The 18,592-nt window shown below is 63.1% G+C and carries 14 protein-coding genes; 10 read left to right on the top strand and 4 right to left on the bottom strand.

The window, feature by feature from the left end:
* Nucleotides 1-101: 101 nt before the first annotated feature.
* Together glmS and AB7Z56_RS29490 are read left to right on the top strand one after the other, a co-directional pair.
* Entirely contained in the window at nt 102-1,925 is a 1,824-nt protein-coding gene (gene glmS / locus AB7Z56_RS29495) for a glutamine--fructose-6-phosphate transaminase (isomerizing) (RefSeq protein ID WP_063986518.1), read from the top strand.
* Between the two features lie 514 nt (nt 1,926-2,439).
* Complete coding sequence (locus tag AB7Z56_RS29490; protein ID WP_063984312.1) at nt 2,440-2,640, top strand: hypothetical protein; 201 nt, start codon at nt 2,440-2,442, stop codon at nt 2,638-2,640.
* 118 nt (nt 2,641-2,758) lie between these two features.
* On the opposite strand, the gene AB7Z56_RS29485 is transcribed toward AB7Z56_RS29490, so the two are convergent.
* Together AB7Z56_RS29485 and AB7Z56_RS29480 are read right to left on the bottom strand one after the other, a co-directional pair.
* Nucleotides 2,759-3,157: a hypothetical protein gene (locus AB7Z56_RS29485; RefSeq protein ID WP_063984311.1), complete on the bottom strand. Its 399-nt coding sequence runs from the start codon at nt 3,155-3,157 to the stop codon at nt 2,759-2,761.
* A 290-nt stretch (nt 3,158-3,447) separates the two neighbouring features.
* Nucleotides 3,448-3,696: a hypothetical protein gene (locus AB7Z56_RS29480; protein ID WP_063984310.1), complete on the bottom strand. Its 249-nt coding sequence runs from the start codon at nt 3,694-3,696 to the stop codon at nt 3,448-3,450.
* Nucleotides 3,697-3,928: 232 nt separating this feature from the next.
* Between AB7Z56_RS29480 and AB7Z56_RS29475 the strand changes: the two genes are divergently transcribed.
* The 7 genes from AB7Z56_RS29475 to AB7Z56_RS29445 all read left to right on the top strand — a co-directional run bounded on the left by AB7Z56_RS29475 (nt 3,929) and on the right by AB7Z56_RS29445 (nt 12,761).
* Nucleotides 3,929-4,108, top strand: a complete 180-nt coding sequence (locus AB7Z56_RS29475; protein WP_166097357.1) for a hypothetical protein — start codon at nt 3,929-3,931, stop codon at nt 4,106-4,108.
* A 77-nt stretch (nt 4,109-4,185) separates the two neighbouring features.
* Nucleotides 4,186-4,866 carry a response regulator transcription factor gene (locus AB7Z56_RS29470; RefSeq protein WP_014496376.1) on the top strand — a complete coding sequence of 227 codons (681 nt, stop codon included), beginning with the start codon at nt 4,186-4,188 and terminating at the stop codon, nt 4,864-4,866.
* A 59-nt stretch (nt 4,867-4,925) separates the two neighbouring features.
* Nucleotides 4,926-6,347, top strand: coding sequence for a sensor histidine kinase (locus tag AB7Z56_RS29465; protein WP_063984309.1), 1,422 nt, complete (start codon nt 4,926-4,928; stop codon nt 6,345-6,347).
* Between the two features lie 191 nt (nt 6,348-6,538).
* Nucleotides 6,539-7,459: an RNA polymerase sigma factor RpoH gene (rpoH, locus tag AB7Z56_RS29460; RefSeq protein ID WP_063986517.1), complete on the top strand. Its 921-nt coding sequence runs from the start codon at nt 6,539-6,541 to the stop codon at nt 7,457-7,459.
* A 139-nt stretch (nt 7,460-7,598) separates the two neighbouring features.
* A complete protein-coding gene (locus tag AB7Z56_RS29455) occupies nt 7,599-10,781 on the top strand; it encodes an efflux RND transporter permease subunit (protein ID WP_071915337.1) in 3,183 nt (1,060 codons plus the stop codon).
* On the top strand, nt 10,778-12,049 hold the full coding sequence (locus tag AB7Z56_RS29450) for an efflux RND transporter periplasmic adaptor subunit (protein WP_063984307.1): 1,272 nt from the start codon (nt 10,778-10,780) through the stop codon (nt 12,047-12,049). Before AB7Z56_RS29455 ends, AB7Z56_RS29450 begins: the two co-directional genes overlap by 4 nt.
* A gap of 10 nt (nt 12,050-12,059) precedes the next feature.
* Nucleotides 12,060-12,761 (top strand): hypothetical protein, encoded by a 702-nt coding sequence (locus tag AB7Z56_RS29445; RefSeq protein ID WP_063984306.1) that lies wholly within the window; start codon nt 12,060-12,062, stop codon nt 12,759-12,761.
* Nucleotides 12,762-12,848: 87 nt separating this feature from the next.
* Here the strand turns inward: AB7Z56_RS29445 and AB7Z56_RS29440 are convergent, their stop codons facing one another.
* Complete coding sequence (locus AB7Z56_RS29440) at nt 12,849-14,057, bottom strand: ABC transporter substrate-binding protein (RefSeq protein WP_208089359.1); 1,209 nt, start codon at nt 14,055-14,057, stop codon at nt 12,849-12,851.
* 79 nt (nt 14,058-14,136) lie between these two features.
* Nucleotides 14,137-17,037: an ATP-binding protein gene (locus AB7Z56_RS29435; protein WP_063984304.1), complete on the bottom strand. Its 2,901-nt coding sequence runs from the start codon at nt 17,035-17,037 to the stop codon at nt 14,137-14,139.
* Between the two features lie 596 nt (nt 17,038-17,633).
* On the opposite strand from AB7Z56_RS29435, the gene AB7Z56_RS29430 reads away from it, so the two are divergent.
* Nucleotides 17,634-18,527, top strand: a complete 894-nt coding sequence (locus tag AB7Z56_RS29430; RefSeq protein ID WP_231144511.1) for a helix-turn-helix transcriptional regulator — start codon at nt 17,634-17,636, stop codon at nt 18,525-18,527.
* Nucleotides 18,528-18,592: the final 65 nt, after the last annotated feature.

Here is an 18,592-nt window from a genome sequence, read left to right as displayed (position 1 = left end):
GCCAAAGGTGAGGGGGCCAGGCCGATGCCGTCGCGTTAGGAGATTGCCCGCAATCGTGGTTGCGCTTGGTGGGCCCGTTGGTAGTTGCTCGGAGAGAGGCCATGTGCGGAATTGTTGGTGTCGTCGGGCGGGGCCCAGCCTCTGCTCTTCTTTTGGATGCGCTGAAGCGGCTTGAATATCGCGGATATGACTCAGCCGGTATTGCTACTCTCGAGGACGGTTCGCTGACGCGACGTCGTGCGGTCGGAAAGCTCGTGAACCTCAAGAGTCGGCTCGACTCGGAGCCGCTTGCCGGGCGGATCGGAATTGGTCACACCCGCTGGGCAACGCACGGCCGTCCCGATGAGACGAATGCGCATCCTCACATGGTTGATGGTGTGGCGATCGTGCACAATGGGATCATCGAGAACCATCGAGAGTTGCGCAATGATCTCAAAGCGGCCGGTGCACATTTTGCGACCGAGACCGACTCCGAAGTGGTTGCGCATCTCGTTAGCCGCGAGCGGAAGAACGGATACGAGCCGGTCGCAGCGGTGCGTAAGGTGCTCCCGCGCTTGAGCGGAACGTTCGCGCTCGCCTTCCTGTTCGAGGGGCACGACAATCTCCTGATCGGTGCCCGAAAGGGCTCGCCGCTTGCTGTCGGCTACGGTTGCGGCGAAATGTTCCTGGGGTCGGATGCGATGGCGCTCGCGCCTCTGACGGACATTGTCGCCTACCTTGAGGACGGCGACCTCGCCGTCGTGACCCGGGAGCAGATCGAGTTTATCGACGTGAACGGCGCGCGCCTGCGCCGTACGTCGGCCAAAATCGCTGGTGCCGCCGTGATTGTTCACAAGGGCGAGCACCGCCACTTCATGGCGAAGGAGATTCACGAACAGCCGAAGGTGGTTGGGCAGACGCTTGCGCAATATATCGCACCCGACGGGACGATCAGGTTGCCGGCAGGCGTGGATGCGGACCTCAGGACAGTCGATCGCGTGTCGATTGTAGCTTGCGGGACCTCCTTCTACGCCGGTCTGATTGCGAAGTACTGGTTCGAGCGCTACGCCAAGCTCCCGGTCGAGATCGATATTGCTTCGGAGTTCCGCTATCGCGATGTTCCGTTCGGCGCGGGCAATCTGGCGATTTTCGTGTCGCAGTCCGGCGAAACGGCCGACACGCTCGCTTCGTTGGAGTTCGCCAAGACCCACGGCCAGCGCGTTCTCGCTGTCGTCAACGTGCAAACCTCGACGATGGCTCGTTCGAGCCACATCGTAATGCCCACATTGGCCGGTCCGGAAATAGGGGTCGCATCGACAAAGGCGTTCACCTGTCAGCTGGCAATCTTGCTCTGCATTGCAATCGCTGCCGGTCGCAGTCGCGGTGTGCTCTCGGCCGAAGAAGAGCGCTCGCTCGTCCGGACCCTTGCCGAGATTCCAGACTATATGGCCCGCGCGCTCGAACTGGAGCCGAAAGTCCATGAGCTCGCGCGTGAGATCGCCAGGGCCAGAGACGCTCTATTCATAGGCCGGGGCACCAATTATCCGCTGGCATTGGAGGGAGCCCTCAAGCTCAAGGAGGTCACTTACATTCACGCAGAGGGCTATGCGGCCGGTGAGCTCAAACATGGACCGATCGCGCTAATCGACAAGGGCTTGCCGGTCATCGTCATTGCGCCGTACGACGCGACGTTCGAAAAGACCATGTCGAACATGCAGGAGGTGATCGCCCGCGGGGGCCGCATTATCCTCTTGACCGACGAGAGAGGTGCTTCACTCGCCGCGTCCAGTGGTTGCTCGGTCTTGGCCTTACCGGATATGCCCCCGATCGTGGCGCCGCTGGCTCTCGCGGTGCCGCTACAGCTCCTTGCCTATCACAGTGCCGCGATTATGGGGACCGACGTGGACCAGCCGCGGAATCTCGCGAAGTCCGTGACCGTCGAATAGTCGGTCCGTTCGCGCCACTTCCGCTTCAGAAAGAGGTGCTGTCGAAAGCAGGATGCTGGTCTGACAGACCGGGGCGCTCCGAAATGGGTGCCTCTTTCGACCAGTCCGCGTTCCCGGCGGCTCGGGGTAAAATCTGGTGGCCTTCGGGCTCAGGTTAAGCACCGATGTCCGCAGGGCAGGCGGCCCCGCTATATTGTAACCGCGTTGGCGGGGCCGCTGCTGCCGAGAAACGAGCTAGGACCTGAGGTCTGCTTCCATCCGGCGAAGCGAGTGGGTCGTCTCGGGGGCAATGCGGCGCGGGACTCGAGATACGCAACTCCTCAGAACCAGCCGCCTTGCGCGCGCTCCGCAGCCGGATCCTCGCAGACTCTTCGGCATCAGGCCGCAAGGGCAGCCCGATCAGGGAGTAGTCCTTTCGGGTTATTGGAAGAATGTTCTGCTTCGAGATAGCTTCAGGCAAGCCCGTCCGGTCGACGAGCTCGTTTGGCATGCTACGTGCGCTTCGCGAGGGATCATGTCGGTTTTGACGGGAACAGCCGGCGCGGACATTCGACGCGGTGATATGATTAAGGTGATCAAAGGGAGGCTGTTCCCGGCGCTCCTTTACGAGCAACATGAGGGCGGCGCCGCCGAAGATATTCCCGAGGGCGCCCGTGCCTATTGCCTCAAAGATAAAGTCTGGCGAACGATGCCTCCGGGCTTCCGCCCCTCCTAGAGCTTGCTGGCAAACCAGCATCGCAAATGGCCGAGCCAGGCTCGGCCAAGTCGTGAGCGGGCGGGCGCCGCAACCTTCGCGGTAGGTCTGGACCGCGGCGGAGCGCCGTGTGTGCAGACTAGCTGCAGCTCAGCGGCAACGGCTGGTCGGGGTGCAGCTCGTACCAATCGTAGCAATCTGGATAGGCGCCGTAGAATCCGTATCCGGATCGATTGCGACCAAAGCGGTGGAACGCATGTTGGCGCAGGCCGATGCCGCCGTTGCCGACATGACCGCCGAATCCGAGATGTTCGCCGCCAAAGCCTCCATCACGCGCCATGCCACCGAAATGCGCGCCGCCGCCCCCGAAGCCCATATGTCCGCCGCCAAAGCCACCACCGCCAAAACTGGCGTGGCCGCCGCCGCCAAAGCCACCACCGTGGCCACCGCCGCCGCCACCGCCGTGCGCCTCGGCCGCGCCGATGGCCAGGGTCGAGGCAAGCGCCGCCGTTGCCAAAATCATGATTGCTCGTTTCATGGGACACTCCTTTCGTGTCGATCTGCCTGGTCATCCATGCAGTCCGCCTCCGCGTCGTGCCGTCGCCAAAAGCTCCTGATGACAAGGCTCGTGATGAAAGGAGAGGTAGGAGCGATGCGCGGCAATCCCACTAAATTCGACTTCAGGAACGAGGCGCACCGGTAGGGAAGGTGATCCTGCCGCGGGGGCCGCGGCTCACAGAAGGGGCGGGCCGAATGTTCCAGCCCGCCCCCGTCGTTCGATGAGGAGCGGCCGACCGAGGCGCCCGGCCGGCCAAGGAAATGCCGTGATCAGAAGCTGCCCGTGCCGGGCTCGCAAGGCACGTTGTTGCCGGTCCACGGCGCCGTCGCGAAAGCGCCGACGCGCGGCGCGGGAACGCAGGCGCGGCCTCCCTGCTGATAGAAGGGCGCATCCGGTGCGGCCGTATCGGTTGTCATCGCCGGCTGTCGCATGACGGAATGGTGCTCGCGCGCCATGACGGGTCCGCCGAGCACGGCGGCTGCAATCAATCCCGTCGACAAGAGTTTGAGAGTGGTCATTTCGGCTTCTCCTTTGATGACATCAGGCCGACCAAGCGGCTCACCATCAACGTATGGACGGCCGGGCGTCGTCCAAATGCACGAATTGCTCACCTGATTTCAACGGCCTGTGACCCGGCGCGGCGCTGCAAGCACGATCGTGCGAATGCGCAACATCCGTTGCCTTGAGAGTAACGGGGAGCGCATCGCAGGCATATGTTCATGAAAGCGCAGTTCAGAATGGAGGCGGAAGATGATCACGACGACAGCGAGACGTATGGCCATCGCGCTGGCCCTGTTGGCGACGGGCTCGGCGCGCTTCCTGAATCGCTATTTAGTGGTGCCCCATGCTCCGCAGGACTATCTCGTCAGACAACGAGTGGCCTATGGCAGGCTGGCGCGGCGCCGCGCGTTCAGAGCGGGCGGGCATTGAACATGACGCTCCGGACCGCCGAGCCCGTGCTCCTCCGCCGCAGGCCGAAACGCCTCGCAGAACGTGGGAGCAGGATCATGACGCGGATTCTTCTGATCGAAGATGATGCCGAAACCGCCGAGGTGATCGTCGCCGAACTCGCCGATCGCGGTTTCGAGGTCCAATGGGCCCCTGACGGCGTCGACGGTCTCGATCGGGCGCGCGCGGCGTGTCCGGATGCCATGATCGTCGATCGCATGCTGCCCGGAATGGACGGGCTGACCGTCATCGAGGCCCTGCGCAAGGATCGGGTCGGGACGCCGGTGCTGGTTCTGAGTGCGCTCGGCGCCGTGGACGATCGGGTGCGCGGATTGCGTATGGGGGGAGACGACTATCTCACCAAGCCGTTCGCGATCATCGAGCTCGTCGCACGCATAGAGGCGTTGTTGCGCCGTCCGATGGACAGCCGTGAGACCACGTTGCATGTCGGGCCGCTGGAACTCGACCTGATCGAGCGGACCGCGCGACGGGACGAGCGCGAGATCGACCTGTTGCCGCGTGAGTTCCGCCTGCTCGAATACATGATGCGCCGGAGCGATCAGTTGCTCACGCGCGCGATGCTGCTCGAAGAGGTCTGGAACTACAAGTTCGTTCCGGCAACGACGAATCTGATCGACGTGCATATGGGCCGGCTGCGCCACAAGGTCGATGGTCCCGGCGATACGCAGCTCATCCACAATGTTCGCGGCTCCGGCTTCATTCTGCGTTCGCGCGCATAGAGGCGTGAAACCCAGGGGCTCGCGGAGCACATCTCGGACGAATATCGAGTGCCGGTTCGATGCGCCAAATTCAGTTCATCCGTTCGAACACGTTCCTCTGGGCCCTGGCGGTGGCGGCCGCATTTGCACTGTTCGTGGTCGGGCTGTTCGCGTTCACCTATTGGAAGCTCGACGACTATCTGATCGCACGATCCGATCGCATGATCATGACCCGGATTAACTTCATCGCAGATTTGCCGTCGGCGCGCCGCATCGGAGCGATCTCCGATCATCTCGAGCAGGATTCCAGAGGCGTGCAGTACGCGGGACTTTTCAATGGTGCCGGCACCCGGCTTGCCGGCAACATCGACAGCTTGCCGCGCGCACTCGATCTCGGCGGAGCGGCGCAGGGTGTGCGGCTCGACCTCATTGAGAAATCGGCGGTCCACGGACCGGTCATCAGGGTCGTGGGCAGGCGTCTTGAGAACGGCGATGTCCTGGTGATGGGACGGAATGTCGATGAGACGCGCGAGATATCGAGTGTCGTGGGGCAGGCGCTCGCGCTTGGCCTGCTGCCGGCGTTCTGCCTCTGTCTGCTGGCCGGAGCGTGGCTGAGTGTTCGCGCCCAGAGACGCGTGGAGGAGGTGAACCAGCGGGTACAGCGGATCGTGGCCGGGGAGTTGCGCGAGCGGCTGCCGGAGGACAATTCCGACGATCCGTTCGCGCGACTGGCCAGGATCGTCAACGGCATGCTCGCCGAGATGGAGACCATGATCAACGCGCTTGCCGGTGTCGGCAACGATATCGCCCATGATCTCAGGACGCCGCTCACGCGCGCACGCCTGGCGCTGGAGCGCGGCCGAACGCATGCGACCACTTTGGAGCAGCTCCAGGAGGTCACGGACAAGGCAATGGCCGGAATCGATCAGTCGCTCGCGATCGTCACCGCCTTGCTGCGCCTCACCGAGATCGAGAACAGCCGCCGCACCGCCGGTTTCGGTAACGTTGCGCTCGACGAGATCCTGCGCGAAGTGTGCGACGTCTATGAGCCCATCGCCGAAGACAAGGGCATCGGGCTTGGCGTCGTCATCGATCGCAATGTGCAGGTGTGGGGCGATCGGGACCTGTTGTTCGAAGCGATGGCCAATCTCGTGGACAATGCCGTCAAGTTCACGCCGCCCGGCGGCCAGGTGAGGCTCGAACTGGTGTCGGAAGACGACACGGCACTCGTGCGCGTAAGTGACACCGGGCCCGGCATCAGCACGCAGGAGCGCGAAGCGGTGCTGCGGCGATTCTATCGTTCCGACAAGATGCGCAACACGCCGGGGGTTGGGCTGGGACTGAGCCTGGTGGCTGCCATCGTCAAGCTGCATGGCTTTCGATTGATCATCGGTCCGGCTCCCGGCGGGCGGATCGAGATCCTTGCCTGGACCGGGAGGGCGAGCAAAGCCGCCGCATGCCGGTCCCGGACCCCAACTCTCGAAGCCGTTAATCAGATGTGATGCCCCTCATGATGCGTGATGTTCTCGATGCCATGACATGCCGAGTGACATGCCGAATGTCTGAAGGCGAATTCAGGTTTGTTACGCTCAATTCAGTGGCCTCCTCCTTCGGAGGCTTCCTAGAGTCCGCTTGCCGGTTTCGTATGTGGGAGTGACAGATGCAGAGCCACGAAGTCGCGAGGAATGGTGCCATGGCTGTCGCGGCCGGAGCCCCATCGCTCCCCTTCCTCAGCGCCTATTCCGCCGCCATCAAGCGCTATGAACTGCTTGAGCCCGGTCACGAGCAGCAGCTTGCGCGCCGCTGGCAGGAGACGCGGGACCGCGGTGCCGTGAACGCGCTCGTCACGAGCCATCTCCGGCTCGCAGCCAAGGTGGCGCGCGGCTACAAGGGGTACGGTCTGCCCTTGGCCGATGTGATTGCGGAGGCAAATCTCGGCCTCGTCATCGCGGCGTCACGCTTCGAACCCGGCCGCGGTGCGCGGTTCTCCACCTATGCGGTTTGGTGGATCAAGGCCTCGGTTCACGAATACATCCTGCGCTCCTGGTCTCTGGTCAGGATCGGTACGACGGCAGCGCAGAAGAAGCTGTTCTTCAAGCTCCGTAGCGAGATGAGGAAAGCCGCGGGCGGCGCGATGGCGGCGCTCACGCCCGATGTCGCCGAGACGATCGCGGAAAGGCTCGACGTCACGGCGCGTGAGGTGATCGAGATGGATTCCCGCCTGAACGGTGACATGTCGCTGAACGCGCGCGTTGGCGACGACGAGCAGGGAACCGAATGGGAAGCGTTGCTGGTCGATCAGGCGATCGACGCGGAGACGGTGCTCGCCGATCATGAGCAGACGGAGCGCCGTACCAACGCCTTGCGCGTTGCGCTGGGCATGCTCACGGCGCGCGAGCGTCATATTCTGGAGGCAAGGCGGCTGGCGGAATGCCCGGTTACGCTGGACCAACTCGGCTTCGAGCTTTCGATCTCCAGCGAGCGGGTTCGGCAGATCGAGATCCGCGCCTTTGCCAAGGTCAGGCGAGCCGCAATTCTTGCCGCGCAGGATGCGGCACGCAAGCGCTCCGACGGCGCCTCGGGCTCACGGCCGCGGGAGCTCACCGCTCCATGAGCGATCGAGACGCGGTGATGCCGGTACGAATGATGTCTGTCCTGCCGCGGAGCATCTGAATTCGTTTTCATTTGAACGGATGCTCTCCCGTCCTCATCTGTTCAATGATCCCGCGCAACTTGCTTCAGGCAGAACCACCATGGGAATTGTTCGCTTCGCGCTACGGTTTCCGCACACGTTCTATGTGCTTGCGGCGTTGATCCTGTTTCTCGGCGGCATCGCGATCTGGTCGATGCCGACGGACATTTTTCCGGAGATCCGCATTCCCGTCGTCACGGTGGTGTGGAGCTACACCGGCCTGTCGACGCCCGAGATGGAGCAGCGCGTCAGCACCTACAGCCAGTATTCGATCAGCGCCAATGTCAGCGGCATCAAGAACATCGAGGCGCAAACTCTCAACGGCCTGTCGGTTCAGAAGATCTACTTCCAGCCGGACGTGAATCTCGACCTCGCAATCTCGCAGATCGTCTCGGCAACCAACGCCATCCGCGCTCTGATGCCGCCGGGCATTCAGCCGCCAATCATCGTGCAGTTCAATGCATCGAGCGTGCCGGTGCTGCAGCTCAGCCTCGAGTCCAATAGTCTGAACGAGCAGCAATTATACGATTTCGGCATCTACCGTATCCGGCAGCAATTGGCGCCTGTTCCGGGCGTGACGCTGCCCACGCCTGCCGGCGGCAAGTACCGCCAGATCATGGTCGACATCGATCCGAACAAGCTCCTGTCGCGCGGATTGACGCCGCTCGACATCGTCAATGCGGTGAACACCCAAAATCTGACGCTGCCCACCGGGACGACGAAAATCGGCGACACCCAGTACACCGTTCGAACCAACGCCACGCCAGCCTCGATCAAGGATCTCAACATGATCCCGGTCAAGTTCGTGAACGGGGCCACGATCTTCCTGAAGGACGTTGCCCAGGTCCGGGACGGCTCCCAGGTCCAGCAGAACATCGTGCGCGAGGACGGTCATCGCGCCGTCCTGCTCAGCGTGATCAAGAACGGAAATGCCTCGACGCTCGCTGTCGTCAACGGGGTGAAGAAGGCCTTGAGTTCGATTCGCGCGTCGGCTCCTGCAGGGCTGAAGATCAACGAGCTGTTCGATCAGTCGGTCTTCGTCACCCATTCGGTCGATGGCGTGCTGCGCGAGGGCGCGATCGCGGCCGGCCTCACGGCACTGATGATCCTGCTGTTTCTGGGATCGTGGCGATCGACACTGGTCGTCTTGATCTCGATCCCGCTGGCGATGCTGTCTTCGCTGGTCGTGCTGTATTGTCTCGGCGAGACCTTGAACACGATGACGCTCGGCGGGCTTGCACTCGCGGTCGGTATCCTGGTCGACGATTCCACGGTGACGATCGAGAACACGCACCGGCTCTGGACCGAGGAAGGCATGCCGTTGCCTGATGCGACGCTGCACGGGGCGGCTGAAATCGCGGTGCCGACGCTCGTCTCCACGCTCGCCATCAGCTGTGTGTTCACCTCGGTTGTCTTTCTGGAAGGGCCGGCCAAATACCTCTTCACCCCGCTGGGTCTGGCGGTGGTGTTCGCGATGTTGGCGTCATATGCGTTGTCGCGAACGCTGACGCCGATCACCATCGGCCTGCTGCTGAAGGGCGAACGGCGCCATGGCGAGGGCGGAAGCCCGTCGGGCATCTTCGGCCGCGCCTCGGCGATGTTCGACCGCGGATTCGAACGCCTGCGCAACGGCTATTCCGATTTGCTGTTAACGTTGCTTCGGCGTCGCGTTGTCGTGCCGGTCGTCGCGGTGCTGGTGCTTGCTCTTGGGGCCACCATGTTCGTCTATGTCGGTAGGGACTTCTATCCCCTGATCGACGGCGGCCAGATCCAGCTCCACGTTCGCGCGCCCGCGGGCACCCGCATCGAGAAGACGGAAGCGATCTTTCAGGCGGTCGAAGACAAAATCCGCCAGGTGATTCCGGAGCGGGACCGGGCGCTGATCGTCGACAATATCGGGCTTCCGGCGCGTCCCTACAATCTCGCATTCACCGACGGCTCGACGATCGGTGTGAACGACGGCACCATTCTCGTGTCGCTCAAGGACGGACACAAGCCGACCGCGGACTACGTCAGGAAACTGCGCCAGGTGCTGCCGGCGGCATTCCCGGAGGACACGTTCTATTTCCAGGCGGCCGACATCGTGACGCAGATCCTGAACTTCGGTCTTCCGGCGCAGATCGATGTCCGCACGGTTGGCTACGGCGCCAACAATCTGGCCGTGGCCAAGGAGCTGCAGAAGAGCCTCGCGGCGATCCCCGGTGTCGTCGATGCGCATCTGCAGCAGGAAGTCGATGCTCCGGCGTTCTATGCCGACATCGACCGCACGCGGGCCGCGCAGCTCGGGCTCAACGCGAGCACGGTGGCGACCAATATCAATGTCAGCCTCAGTTCGTCGGCTCAGGTCTCGCCGAACTTCTGGACCGATCCGACGTCGGGCATCCCGTATTATCTGGCCGTGCAGACACCCGAATACAGGGCCAATTCGCTGAACGCACTGGGAAACACGCCGGTGTCGGCCTCGCTTGCCGCGAGCGGGCAGACGGTGCCCGGCCTCCTCAGCAATGTCGCGACGTTCAAGCGGGGGAGTGTCCCCACCAATTCGAACCAGGCAAACGTCCAGCCGGTGTTTGACGTCTATGCGAGCGTCCAGGGTCGCGATCTCGGCGGCGTCGCGGCCGATATCAACAAGGTCACGTCCACACTCCAGAAGCAGCTCCAGCCGGGTAATTCGATCCAGGTCCTGGGACAGATCCAGAGCATGAATCAGTCGTTCCGCAATCTCGGAATCGGCCTGCTGTTTGCCGCCATCCTGGTCTACCTGCTGATGGTCGTGAACTACCAGAACTTCGGCGATCCCTTCGTCGTCATCATGGCGCTGCCGGCGACCTTGTGCGGCATCTTGACGATGCTGTTCATCACCGGAACGACACTGAACGTGCCTTCGCTGATGGGGGCGATCATGGCGGTCGGCGTCGCCTCCGCGAATTCGATCCTGCTCGTGACGTTCGCGCGTGATGAGCAATTGAAGGGACATTCCGCGTTCCAGGCGGCGCTGAGCGCGGGCCGCACCAGGATCCGTCCGGTCCTGATGACTGCTGCCGCGATGATCGTGGGCATGATCCCGATGGCGCTCGGAGGTCCGGGCGAGGAGCAGAACGCCGCGCTCGCGCGCGCGGTGATCGGCGGACTTCTGTTCGCGACCCCGACGACATTGCTGATCGTGCCGTACCTCTTTGCCATGCTGCGCAAAGGTAACGATGGCAAGCCTCACCACGGCGTATTCGAGGAGCAACCGGAATGAGCGACGTTCGTGTGCGGACCAATGACGACGAGGCGAGGGACCCGCCCGATGCGGAGAGCCGCCGCATCGTCGAGCTCCCCGGCAAGGCCGCGCCATCCGGACGCCGTTACGGCGGCGCGCTGCTCGGAGGAGGGATGCTGCTGCTGCTCGCGGGCGGTCTCGGCATTGGCGGCTGGCGGCACTATCAGGCGGCGCGTGAGGTCGCTGCAGTGGCGGAGCAGGTGAGAACCGCCATTCCGGAGGTGCGGGTGGCGGTGGTCCGGCCCAGCGGCGACCTGATGAAGGTTACCTTGCCGGCGACGACGACCGCGTTCGAGGCAGCCAATATCTTCGCGCGGACCAGTGGCTATATCGAAAAGCGCTACGTGGATATCGGCGATCGGGTCAAGAAAGGCGATCTTCTCGCGGCAATCACCGCTCCGGAGCTCGACCAGCAGATCGCCCAGGCCCAGGCGACGTTGGCCCAAAACCAGGCCGCCTTGCAGCAGGCGCAAGCGAGCCGGGAGCTCGCCGACGTCACCAATGCGCGCGACAGCAATCTGGTCAAGCAAGGCTGGCTGACGGCACAGCAGGGCGACAACGATCGTCTCACCCTGCGTGCACAGCAGGCGGCCGTCGGTGTCGCCCAGTCGAACATCACAGCGCAGGAAGCCCAGATTCGGGTGCTCCAGCAGGAGAAGGCCTATCAGCGCGTGGTGGCGCCGTTCGACGGCGTCATCACACAGCGCAACGTGGACAATGGCAGCCTGGTGCAGGCAGGGTCGACCTTCATGTTCACGCTGATGCATTCCAACGTGATCCGAACCCAGGTCTTCGTGCCGCAGGACGAGGCCTTCGGAGTCGGGCCGGGCGTCGACGCGGATATTCGCGTCCCCGAGATCCCGGGGCGGACGTTTCCGGGGAAAGTCACGCGCATCGCAAGCGCATTGCAGCCGGGAAGCCGAACTCTGCTGACCGAGATCGACGTGCCCAATCCGGACGGTGCCTTGAGTCCCGGTATCTACTGCACGGTCGAGCTGTCGATCCCGCGCAAGACGCCGTCGATGACCGTCTCGTCCGATGCGCTCGTCTTCGATCAGAACGGTCTTCATGTCGCGGTCGTGCGGAATGGCACCGTTCATCTGCAGCACGTCTCGATCGCGCGGGACTTGGGCACCACAATTGAAGTGCGCGAGGGCCTCCAGCCCGGCGACCAGGTCGTGCTCAATCCGGCGGTGAACCTGGCGGAGGGCAGCAAGGTCACCATTCGCAAGGTCGAGGTCAGTTAGGAGCATAGAGATGATCCGGATCGTGCTCGCAACAACGATCGCCTTGCTGTTGGGCTGTTCTTCGAGTGAGGCGCAGGTCTCAACGATGGGCACCACGGCGATGGGCCTTCCAACCGTACCGGGTGCGATCGTGACCTCGCCGCTCAATAGTCCGGGTCCGTTTTCCGCAACAACCGAGCCTGGCGTTCCCGACACGACGCTCGCGCCTGTTCCGCTCGCCTCGGATCCGACGACGCCGGGTACGGTCGTCGTCTGCGCCACGCCATCGACGTCCCCGATGCCGGTGCCGGCGACCCCGATCGTATCGAGCATCGGCGCGTCAGCGTCAGGCATCGGCGCTCCGCTATTGCCGGTCACAGGGCAAACCGGCAGCTCCATCGGAACGATTCCCGCAGCGGCACCGGCGGGAACGGGGACGACGGTCGCATGCAGCTCGACGCCGGGAGGGCTCGCGACAAGCGCTGCGTCCCTGCCGCTCTCGATCCCGCAAGTGCCGTCCAGTCTCGCGCCCGGCACGATCCTGGCGGACACCAGCGCCGCCGGCGGCACCGGCATCGATCCGAATGCCGCCGTCATGCCGAGCCCGAACAGCACGGCCTGCGCGGAAGGAGTCTCGATGAACCTCGCAGCGCCTGCGACCGTGTTGCCGGCCAACGCCTCAGGCGCGGCGCCAACGCCGGGAGTGTCGCCGATCTTGCCGCCGGGATGCTGAGGCGACGCCGCTACAGGACTCTCGTCGCACCGCGTGGGGAACGGGGGACGACACTTCGGCTAGCATAGCCTTGGCCGCACCGGCGCTTCACGTTGCCGGTCGTAGCTTCAAAACTTCGGCGTCGGGCGGCAGCATCGTTCCACCGTCCCGGTACTTCCAGTCCACCATCACGCCCTTGTTGGCCCGTACAGTGGTGCGGCCGACGAAGGTCCCCATCGTGCTCTGATGGTCGATGGAACGCCAAATCGCCGGGCCGAACGGCGTTTCGAAGCCGACGTTGCCAAAGCCGTCGGCCATCGCCTCGGTATCGAATTTCCCGAGCTTTGCGATCGGCGCCGCGATGGAGCTGATCAAGGCGTGACCGACCACGGATCCCATCGTGGGAGCCTCGCCATATCGCGCGGAATAGGCCGACACGAAGGCGCTGTTGGCGTGACCCAAGACCTCGGTCACCGGATAGCCGGTCACGATCCATCCCTCCGGGGCGTCCTGCCCGAGGGGAAGAAGGTATTCGGGTTCGCCGGTCGTGAACGACACGACGTGTCGCCCTTCGAACAGGCCGCGATCATTGCCTTGCCGGACAAATCTGGCGAGATCGGGTCCGAAGGTGACGTTGAGGATCGCTTCGGGCTTCTGCTGCGCGAGGGCGTTGACGACCACGCCGGCATCAATGGCACCCAGCGGCGGCCACTGACTGTTGATGAACGCGACGTCGGGGCGACGGCGGCTCAGAAGCTGCGTGAACCATCTTACGGCCGACTGGCCGTATTCGTAGTTCGGGGCGATCGTCGCCCACCGCGTCGCCTTCAATTGAGCTGCCTCCTCCACCAGCATGGCTGCCAGCATGTATGTCGAGGGGCGGAGCCGGTAACAATATCGATGTCCTTGCTCCCAAACGAGGGCGTCGGTGAGCGGTTCGCTCGCCACGAAGAGGATCCGGTTTTGCCGGGCGAAGTCGCTGATAGCCAGTCCGACATTCGACAGATATGCGCCTGCCAGAAGATCGACGTCATTCCGTCGCACCAGTTCTTCGGCGGCACGCAGCGCGACGCTCGGCTTGCCTTCATCGTCCCGGCTGATGACCTGCAGCTCTCGCCCGAGCAGGCCCCCGCCCGCATTCAGCTGTTCGACCGCCAACTGCCAGCCGCGACGATAGGGCAGGGTAAACGCGGGCGCGCTGCTATAGGAGTTGATCTCGCCGATCCTGATCGGTCTCGTGCCCTGGGCGCGGATGATGCCGGGCGAAAACACCGACGCGCCAACACTGCCTAAGACCTGTCGTCGAGAGATGCTCATCTGGTGCGATCCGGAGGATTGAGTGTGAGGGCTGGTCCAGCGCTGCAGGACATGTCGTGCCGGTCGAAAGATCAGCAACCTAGTGGCAGGTGCAGGACGGGGGCCGGTCGTCGCCGCCTGTCGAAATCGAGATGCCCGGACTTGCAGCGAGACCGCGCGCAAAGGCGAGCGCGGGAAGATCGACCTCCCGATCGAACAAAGCGCTGACCGGACCGACGAGATCAAGCGCGGTCTGCTGGCGGTCCGACGCTGCCATGATCCTTGCCCAGGCTGCCGCGACCTTCAGCTCGTAGAAGCGGCATTGCTGCTCTCTGGCAACGGACAGGCCCTCGGAGAACAGGACTTCCGAGCGGGACCGATCTGACGAGCCATCGGCAAGCAGGATCTCGCCCTTGATCCGCAGCAGATCAGCAAGGCACCACAATTGCTGGCCTTGCCGGGAGATGGCCAGGGCATCTTCCACGGCGGCCAGGGCCTGCGCACTCTCGCCGACCGCGAACAGTCCTTCGGCGAGCGATCCGAGAAATTCGGGATTGCGCATCAGCCAGCCGTTCTCGGCCCGCGCTTTCAGTCCGCTGCGCAGCAGCTCTATTCCATCGTGATGTCTGCCTTGCAGGACGAGCAACTGCCCCTTCAGGCAGGACGTCCAGCTCGTCCAGAAAGCTATTCCCTCGCGCGTGACGAGCTCGAGGAGAGACGCTATCGCCTGATCGGCAGTGGCGACATCATGCGTCATCAGCGCAATGGGGCACACGGCGTTCCGCAGCGCGTAAGCGATCGCGAGCTTGTCCTTCTCACGCTGCGCCTCCTCGAGGCATTCCGCGGCCAGGGATCTGCTCTGGGCGATCTTTCCCTGGAGCAGCAGCACGCGGGCTAACATGGCTTTTGCCAGGACGCTCTGGTTGAGCAGGAACCACATCTGGTTCGCGCCGTCCTTCAATCCGTGAGCCGAGTGGTCTAGGGAGAGGGTCAGTTCGCGTCGAGCTTCCTCCTGCGCGCCGTAAAAATGGGTGGCGGCGCCGATCAGGCGGCGGCCGACCGTCTCGTTGGCGGGGTTTCCCGTGCGAAGGGCGATCTCCAGATATCGCTCTCCGACACTCTTGGCCGCGTCGTATTGGCCCGAGTTGAGATTATAGCTCCACAGCGTCCAAACAGCCTTGAGCTGAAGCTCGAGATCGGACAGCTCTTCGCCGAGCGCAAGGCCGATGTTCAGGGCCGCTTTCATGCGATCCGCCGAGCCAGTCGTATTGAGAAGCGCGAACCCCAGCGCGACGTAGAGCTGCGCCTTGAGCCTTGGATTGCAGGTCAGCTCTCCGTCAAGATGGGCGAGAGCGTGCTCGATCCGGGTCGAGCATTCCATGAAGGACAGCAGTTGCATCCACACCGGCACAAAGCCGGCCGTCAGCTCTACGCCGAGCGCGGCATCGCCGCTGGGTGCGAAGGCCCAGTCGAGCGCCGCATGCACGTTTCCAATTTCCTGGGCAAGGCGAGTGAGATCGTCGGAGGCGGGGGAGGCATCGCCAGGTGGCATGATGAGCTGTCTGAGAAAGCCCGCATGCCGTCTGCTGGCCTGCTCGCAGAGCCCTGCTTCTGCCAGCTTCTCCAGAGCATAGGCGCGGGTGGTCTCCAGCAGACGCCACCGCCCTTCGAAGGAGGGATCGAGCGCGACCAGCGATTTTCCGACCAGATTGAACAGTGTTTCGATGACGTCCGACCGGGACAACGCGTCGTCCATCATTGCAATGGCCGCATCGAGTGTGAAACCTGCCGGAAACACCGCGAGCCAGCACAACAGCCTTTGCTCGTCGGGCGACAACAGATCGTAGCTCCAGTCCAGCGTCGCTCGCAGGGTCTGGTGCCGTGGCAGTTGGTCCCTGCGGCCGCCGCTCAGCAACTCCATTCGCCTGTCCAGGCGAAGCAAGACCGTGTCTACCCCAAGATTCGCGGTCTGAGCCGCGGCGAATTCCAGCGCGAGCGGAATTCCGTCGAGCCGGCGACAGATGGCAGCCACTTTCAGCAGATCGTCCGCGCCTGGAGAGAAGTTCGCGCGTAGCGACTGTGTGCGAGCGACGAAGAGCTGCACGGCGCTTGCCTGCAACAGCAAACCGGGATCACGCAAACCAGAGTCCGGAACCGACAGCGGCGGGATGGCCGCGACGTATTCGCCATCGATGCGGAGGCCTTCCCGACTGGTCGAAAGAATAGTGACATTGGGACAATAGCGAAGTGCAGCACTCGCGATCTGTGCAGCGACGTCGATGACATGCTCGCAATTGTCCAGGATGAGAAGCAGACGCCGTGACCCGATGGCCTGGGCGATGCAGGCGGCCGAAACCTCCTTGTCACTCAAGGCAAGCTTGAGCGCACGGGCGGTGGTCGATGTCGCAAGTGCCGGATCATGCAAGGTCGCGAGCTCGACCAGCGCCACCGCACCATCGAATGAGGATGCGACCAGGCGCGCAAGTTCGATGGCCAGCTTTGTTTTCCCGATGCCTCCCGGGCCGACCAAAGTCACGGCCCGATATGCGAACATAAGTTCGGCAATTTCGCTCAGGCAATCCTCGCGCCCGATAAGAGGAGCGCGCGTGTTCGGCAGGTTGTTCGAAAAGGATTCGATGGCCGGGACGGATACCGATGTCGCTGCGGGCTGATCCAAATGCCCGCTTCGCCAGGTCCCGGCGAGGGTATATCCACGGCCCGAGATCGTCTTGAGGAGATCGCGATCTTTGCCCAGCGCCTTGCGGACGGCGGAGATATGGACTTGTAGCGTGTTGTCCTCGACGGCCAGGCCTGACCAGACACTTCCGATCAAATCATCCTTGGTCACCAGGTGACCGGCGCAACCCGCCAGCTTCTCGAGAATCTCGAATGCGCGGCTTCCGATCGGGACCGTGATGTTGTCGCACTTCAGCTCTCTCCGCTGGCAATCGATGAGCCAGTTACCGAAAGAGTAGGTTCGTACGGCGGGCGAAGGCGACATAAGGGGGTCCGTGGATCAGCTTCACTGCCGCAATCTAGGAGAGTGACGTGACCCCCAAAGATCACCGCCCCTGGCAAGATTCTGAAAGCGTCAGTATGCCCAGGTGTCCTACAGGGGAGGCCGTTGGGGTGTCAAGGCGACCTTCTCAGTAGTCGGCTGTTCGCCATGGCTCGATGCAGGCGTCCGAAACGCTCGTTGCTTGCACACGAATTCGTGAGGACGAATGGGAGTGCCAAAATGGGAGAGCGGGCCGGAAGGAGCGTGCAGCACATCCCGACAGCAACACGGGGCAGGGGACTTCGCGTCGCAACGGTTCAGAAGCTCGGCAGCCTGCTTGGTCTCTTCGTTATCGAGCGGTCGAAGCGACACCTGTTCACATCGCGAGCTGCAGGATATCGCGCGGCATCTCGATTGAAAGGATGGCACGACGCATCGCTTCGACGGTGTCGGCATGTCGGCGAAGGAGAGCCTGAAGTTTCCTGATTTTGCGCCTCTTCACTCGCGATCGGGCCATAGCTTGCTACCTTACTCTGCGATCGATGCGCTTCGCCGGAATGGAGCATCATCGTTTGGATTGTCCTTGCCAGAGTAAGATCATGTCTCAGCCATTATTACTGTCGCCACAACCGAAGCATGGCGACACCCAGGCGACCGTCACCGCGGACGAAACAGATTTCCGCTCGGCCATCGCAATGGCCTCGATCGCGCCGCTTCCGAAGGTCATCGCGCCTACCACCGTTTCGCGCAGAGACGATCTGTCCCCCCTTGACGCAACGACGATTGCCTTCGAGCGGCTTGGTCTGGTCATTGCGATCGAAGGGCAGCCACGGCGCAGCTCCAGCATATCCCCGTGTAATCCGGCGCGCGACACCGGCTGGCTGCGCGTCGAAATCCCGTGGCAACGCGCGGCCATGACTGCACCTAGCTCTCTGACAACGGCGTCCATTTGTGACGACGATCCGGTAGTTCAGCGCCTGTCCGAAGCTCTCGTCGCGATGGAGCGATTGAAGGCCACCGATAGCGCCCTTTGCGTCGACGCCCTGCGATTTGCCGTCATTGCCCGGCTCCTCGCCTTGCGGTCCGAGGCGGAGCCGAGGTTCGACGAGCGAACCCGCGTCGGCCAATGCACTTCTGAAAGGCCGGTCCACGGATTGCAGAAGTGGCGGCTCAAGCGGGTGCTCGACTATATCGAGACTCACTTCCGCAAGAAAATCGTGCTGGCGGATCTTGCCGCGGCCGCGGGCCTGAGCCGGATGCATTTCGCCGCCCAGTTCCGCGCCGCGACGGGTTGCAGGCCTCACGAATATATCTTGCGGCACCGGATACAGCGTTCCAAGGATCTGCTGCGGGACTGCGAGATGCCGATTGTTGAGGTCGCGCTCACAGTGGGTTTTCAGAGCCAGGCCCACTTCACGACGACGTTCAGGCGCTTCGCGGGTGACACGCCGAGTCGATGGCGAGATGCCGCTGCGGCTGGATTCGATCTTTGATGCCCTTGCCTCGAGCGAGTAGGCCTCGCCCCCGCGGGGCCTGAGACTGCAGTGGCGAGGTTGGT

The sequence above is a fragment of the Bradyrhizobium sp. 482_C4_N1_8 genome, assembly GCF_052075965.1.
GTDB classification, from domain to species: domain Bacteria; phylum Pseudomonadota; class Alphaproteobacteria; order Rhizobiales; family Xanthobacteraceae; genus Bradyrhizobium; species Bradyrhizobium barranii.
This window is presented reverse-complemented; position numbering and strand designations above follow the sequence as displayed.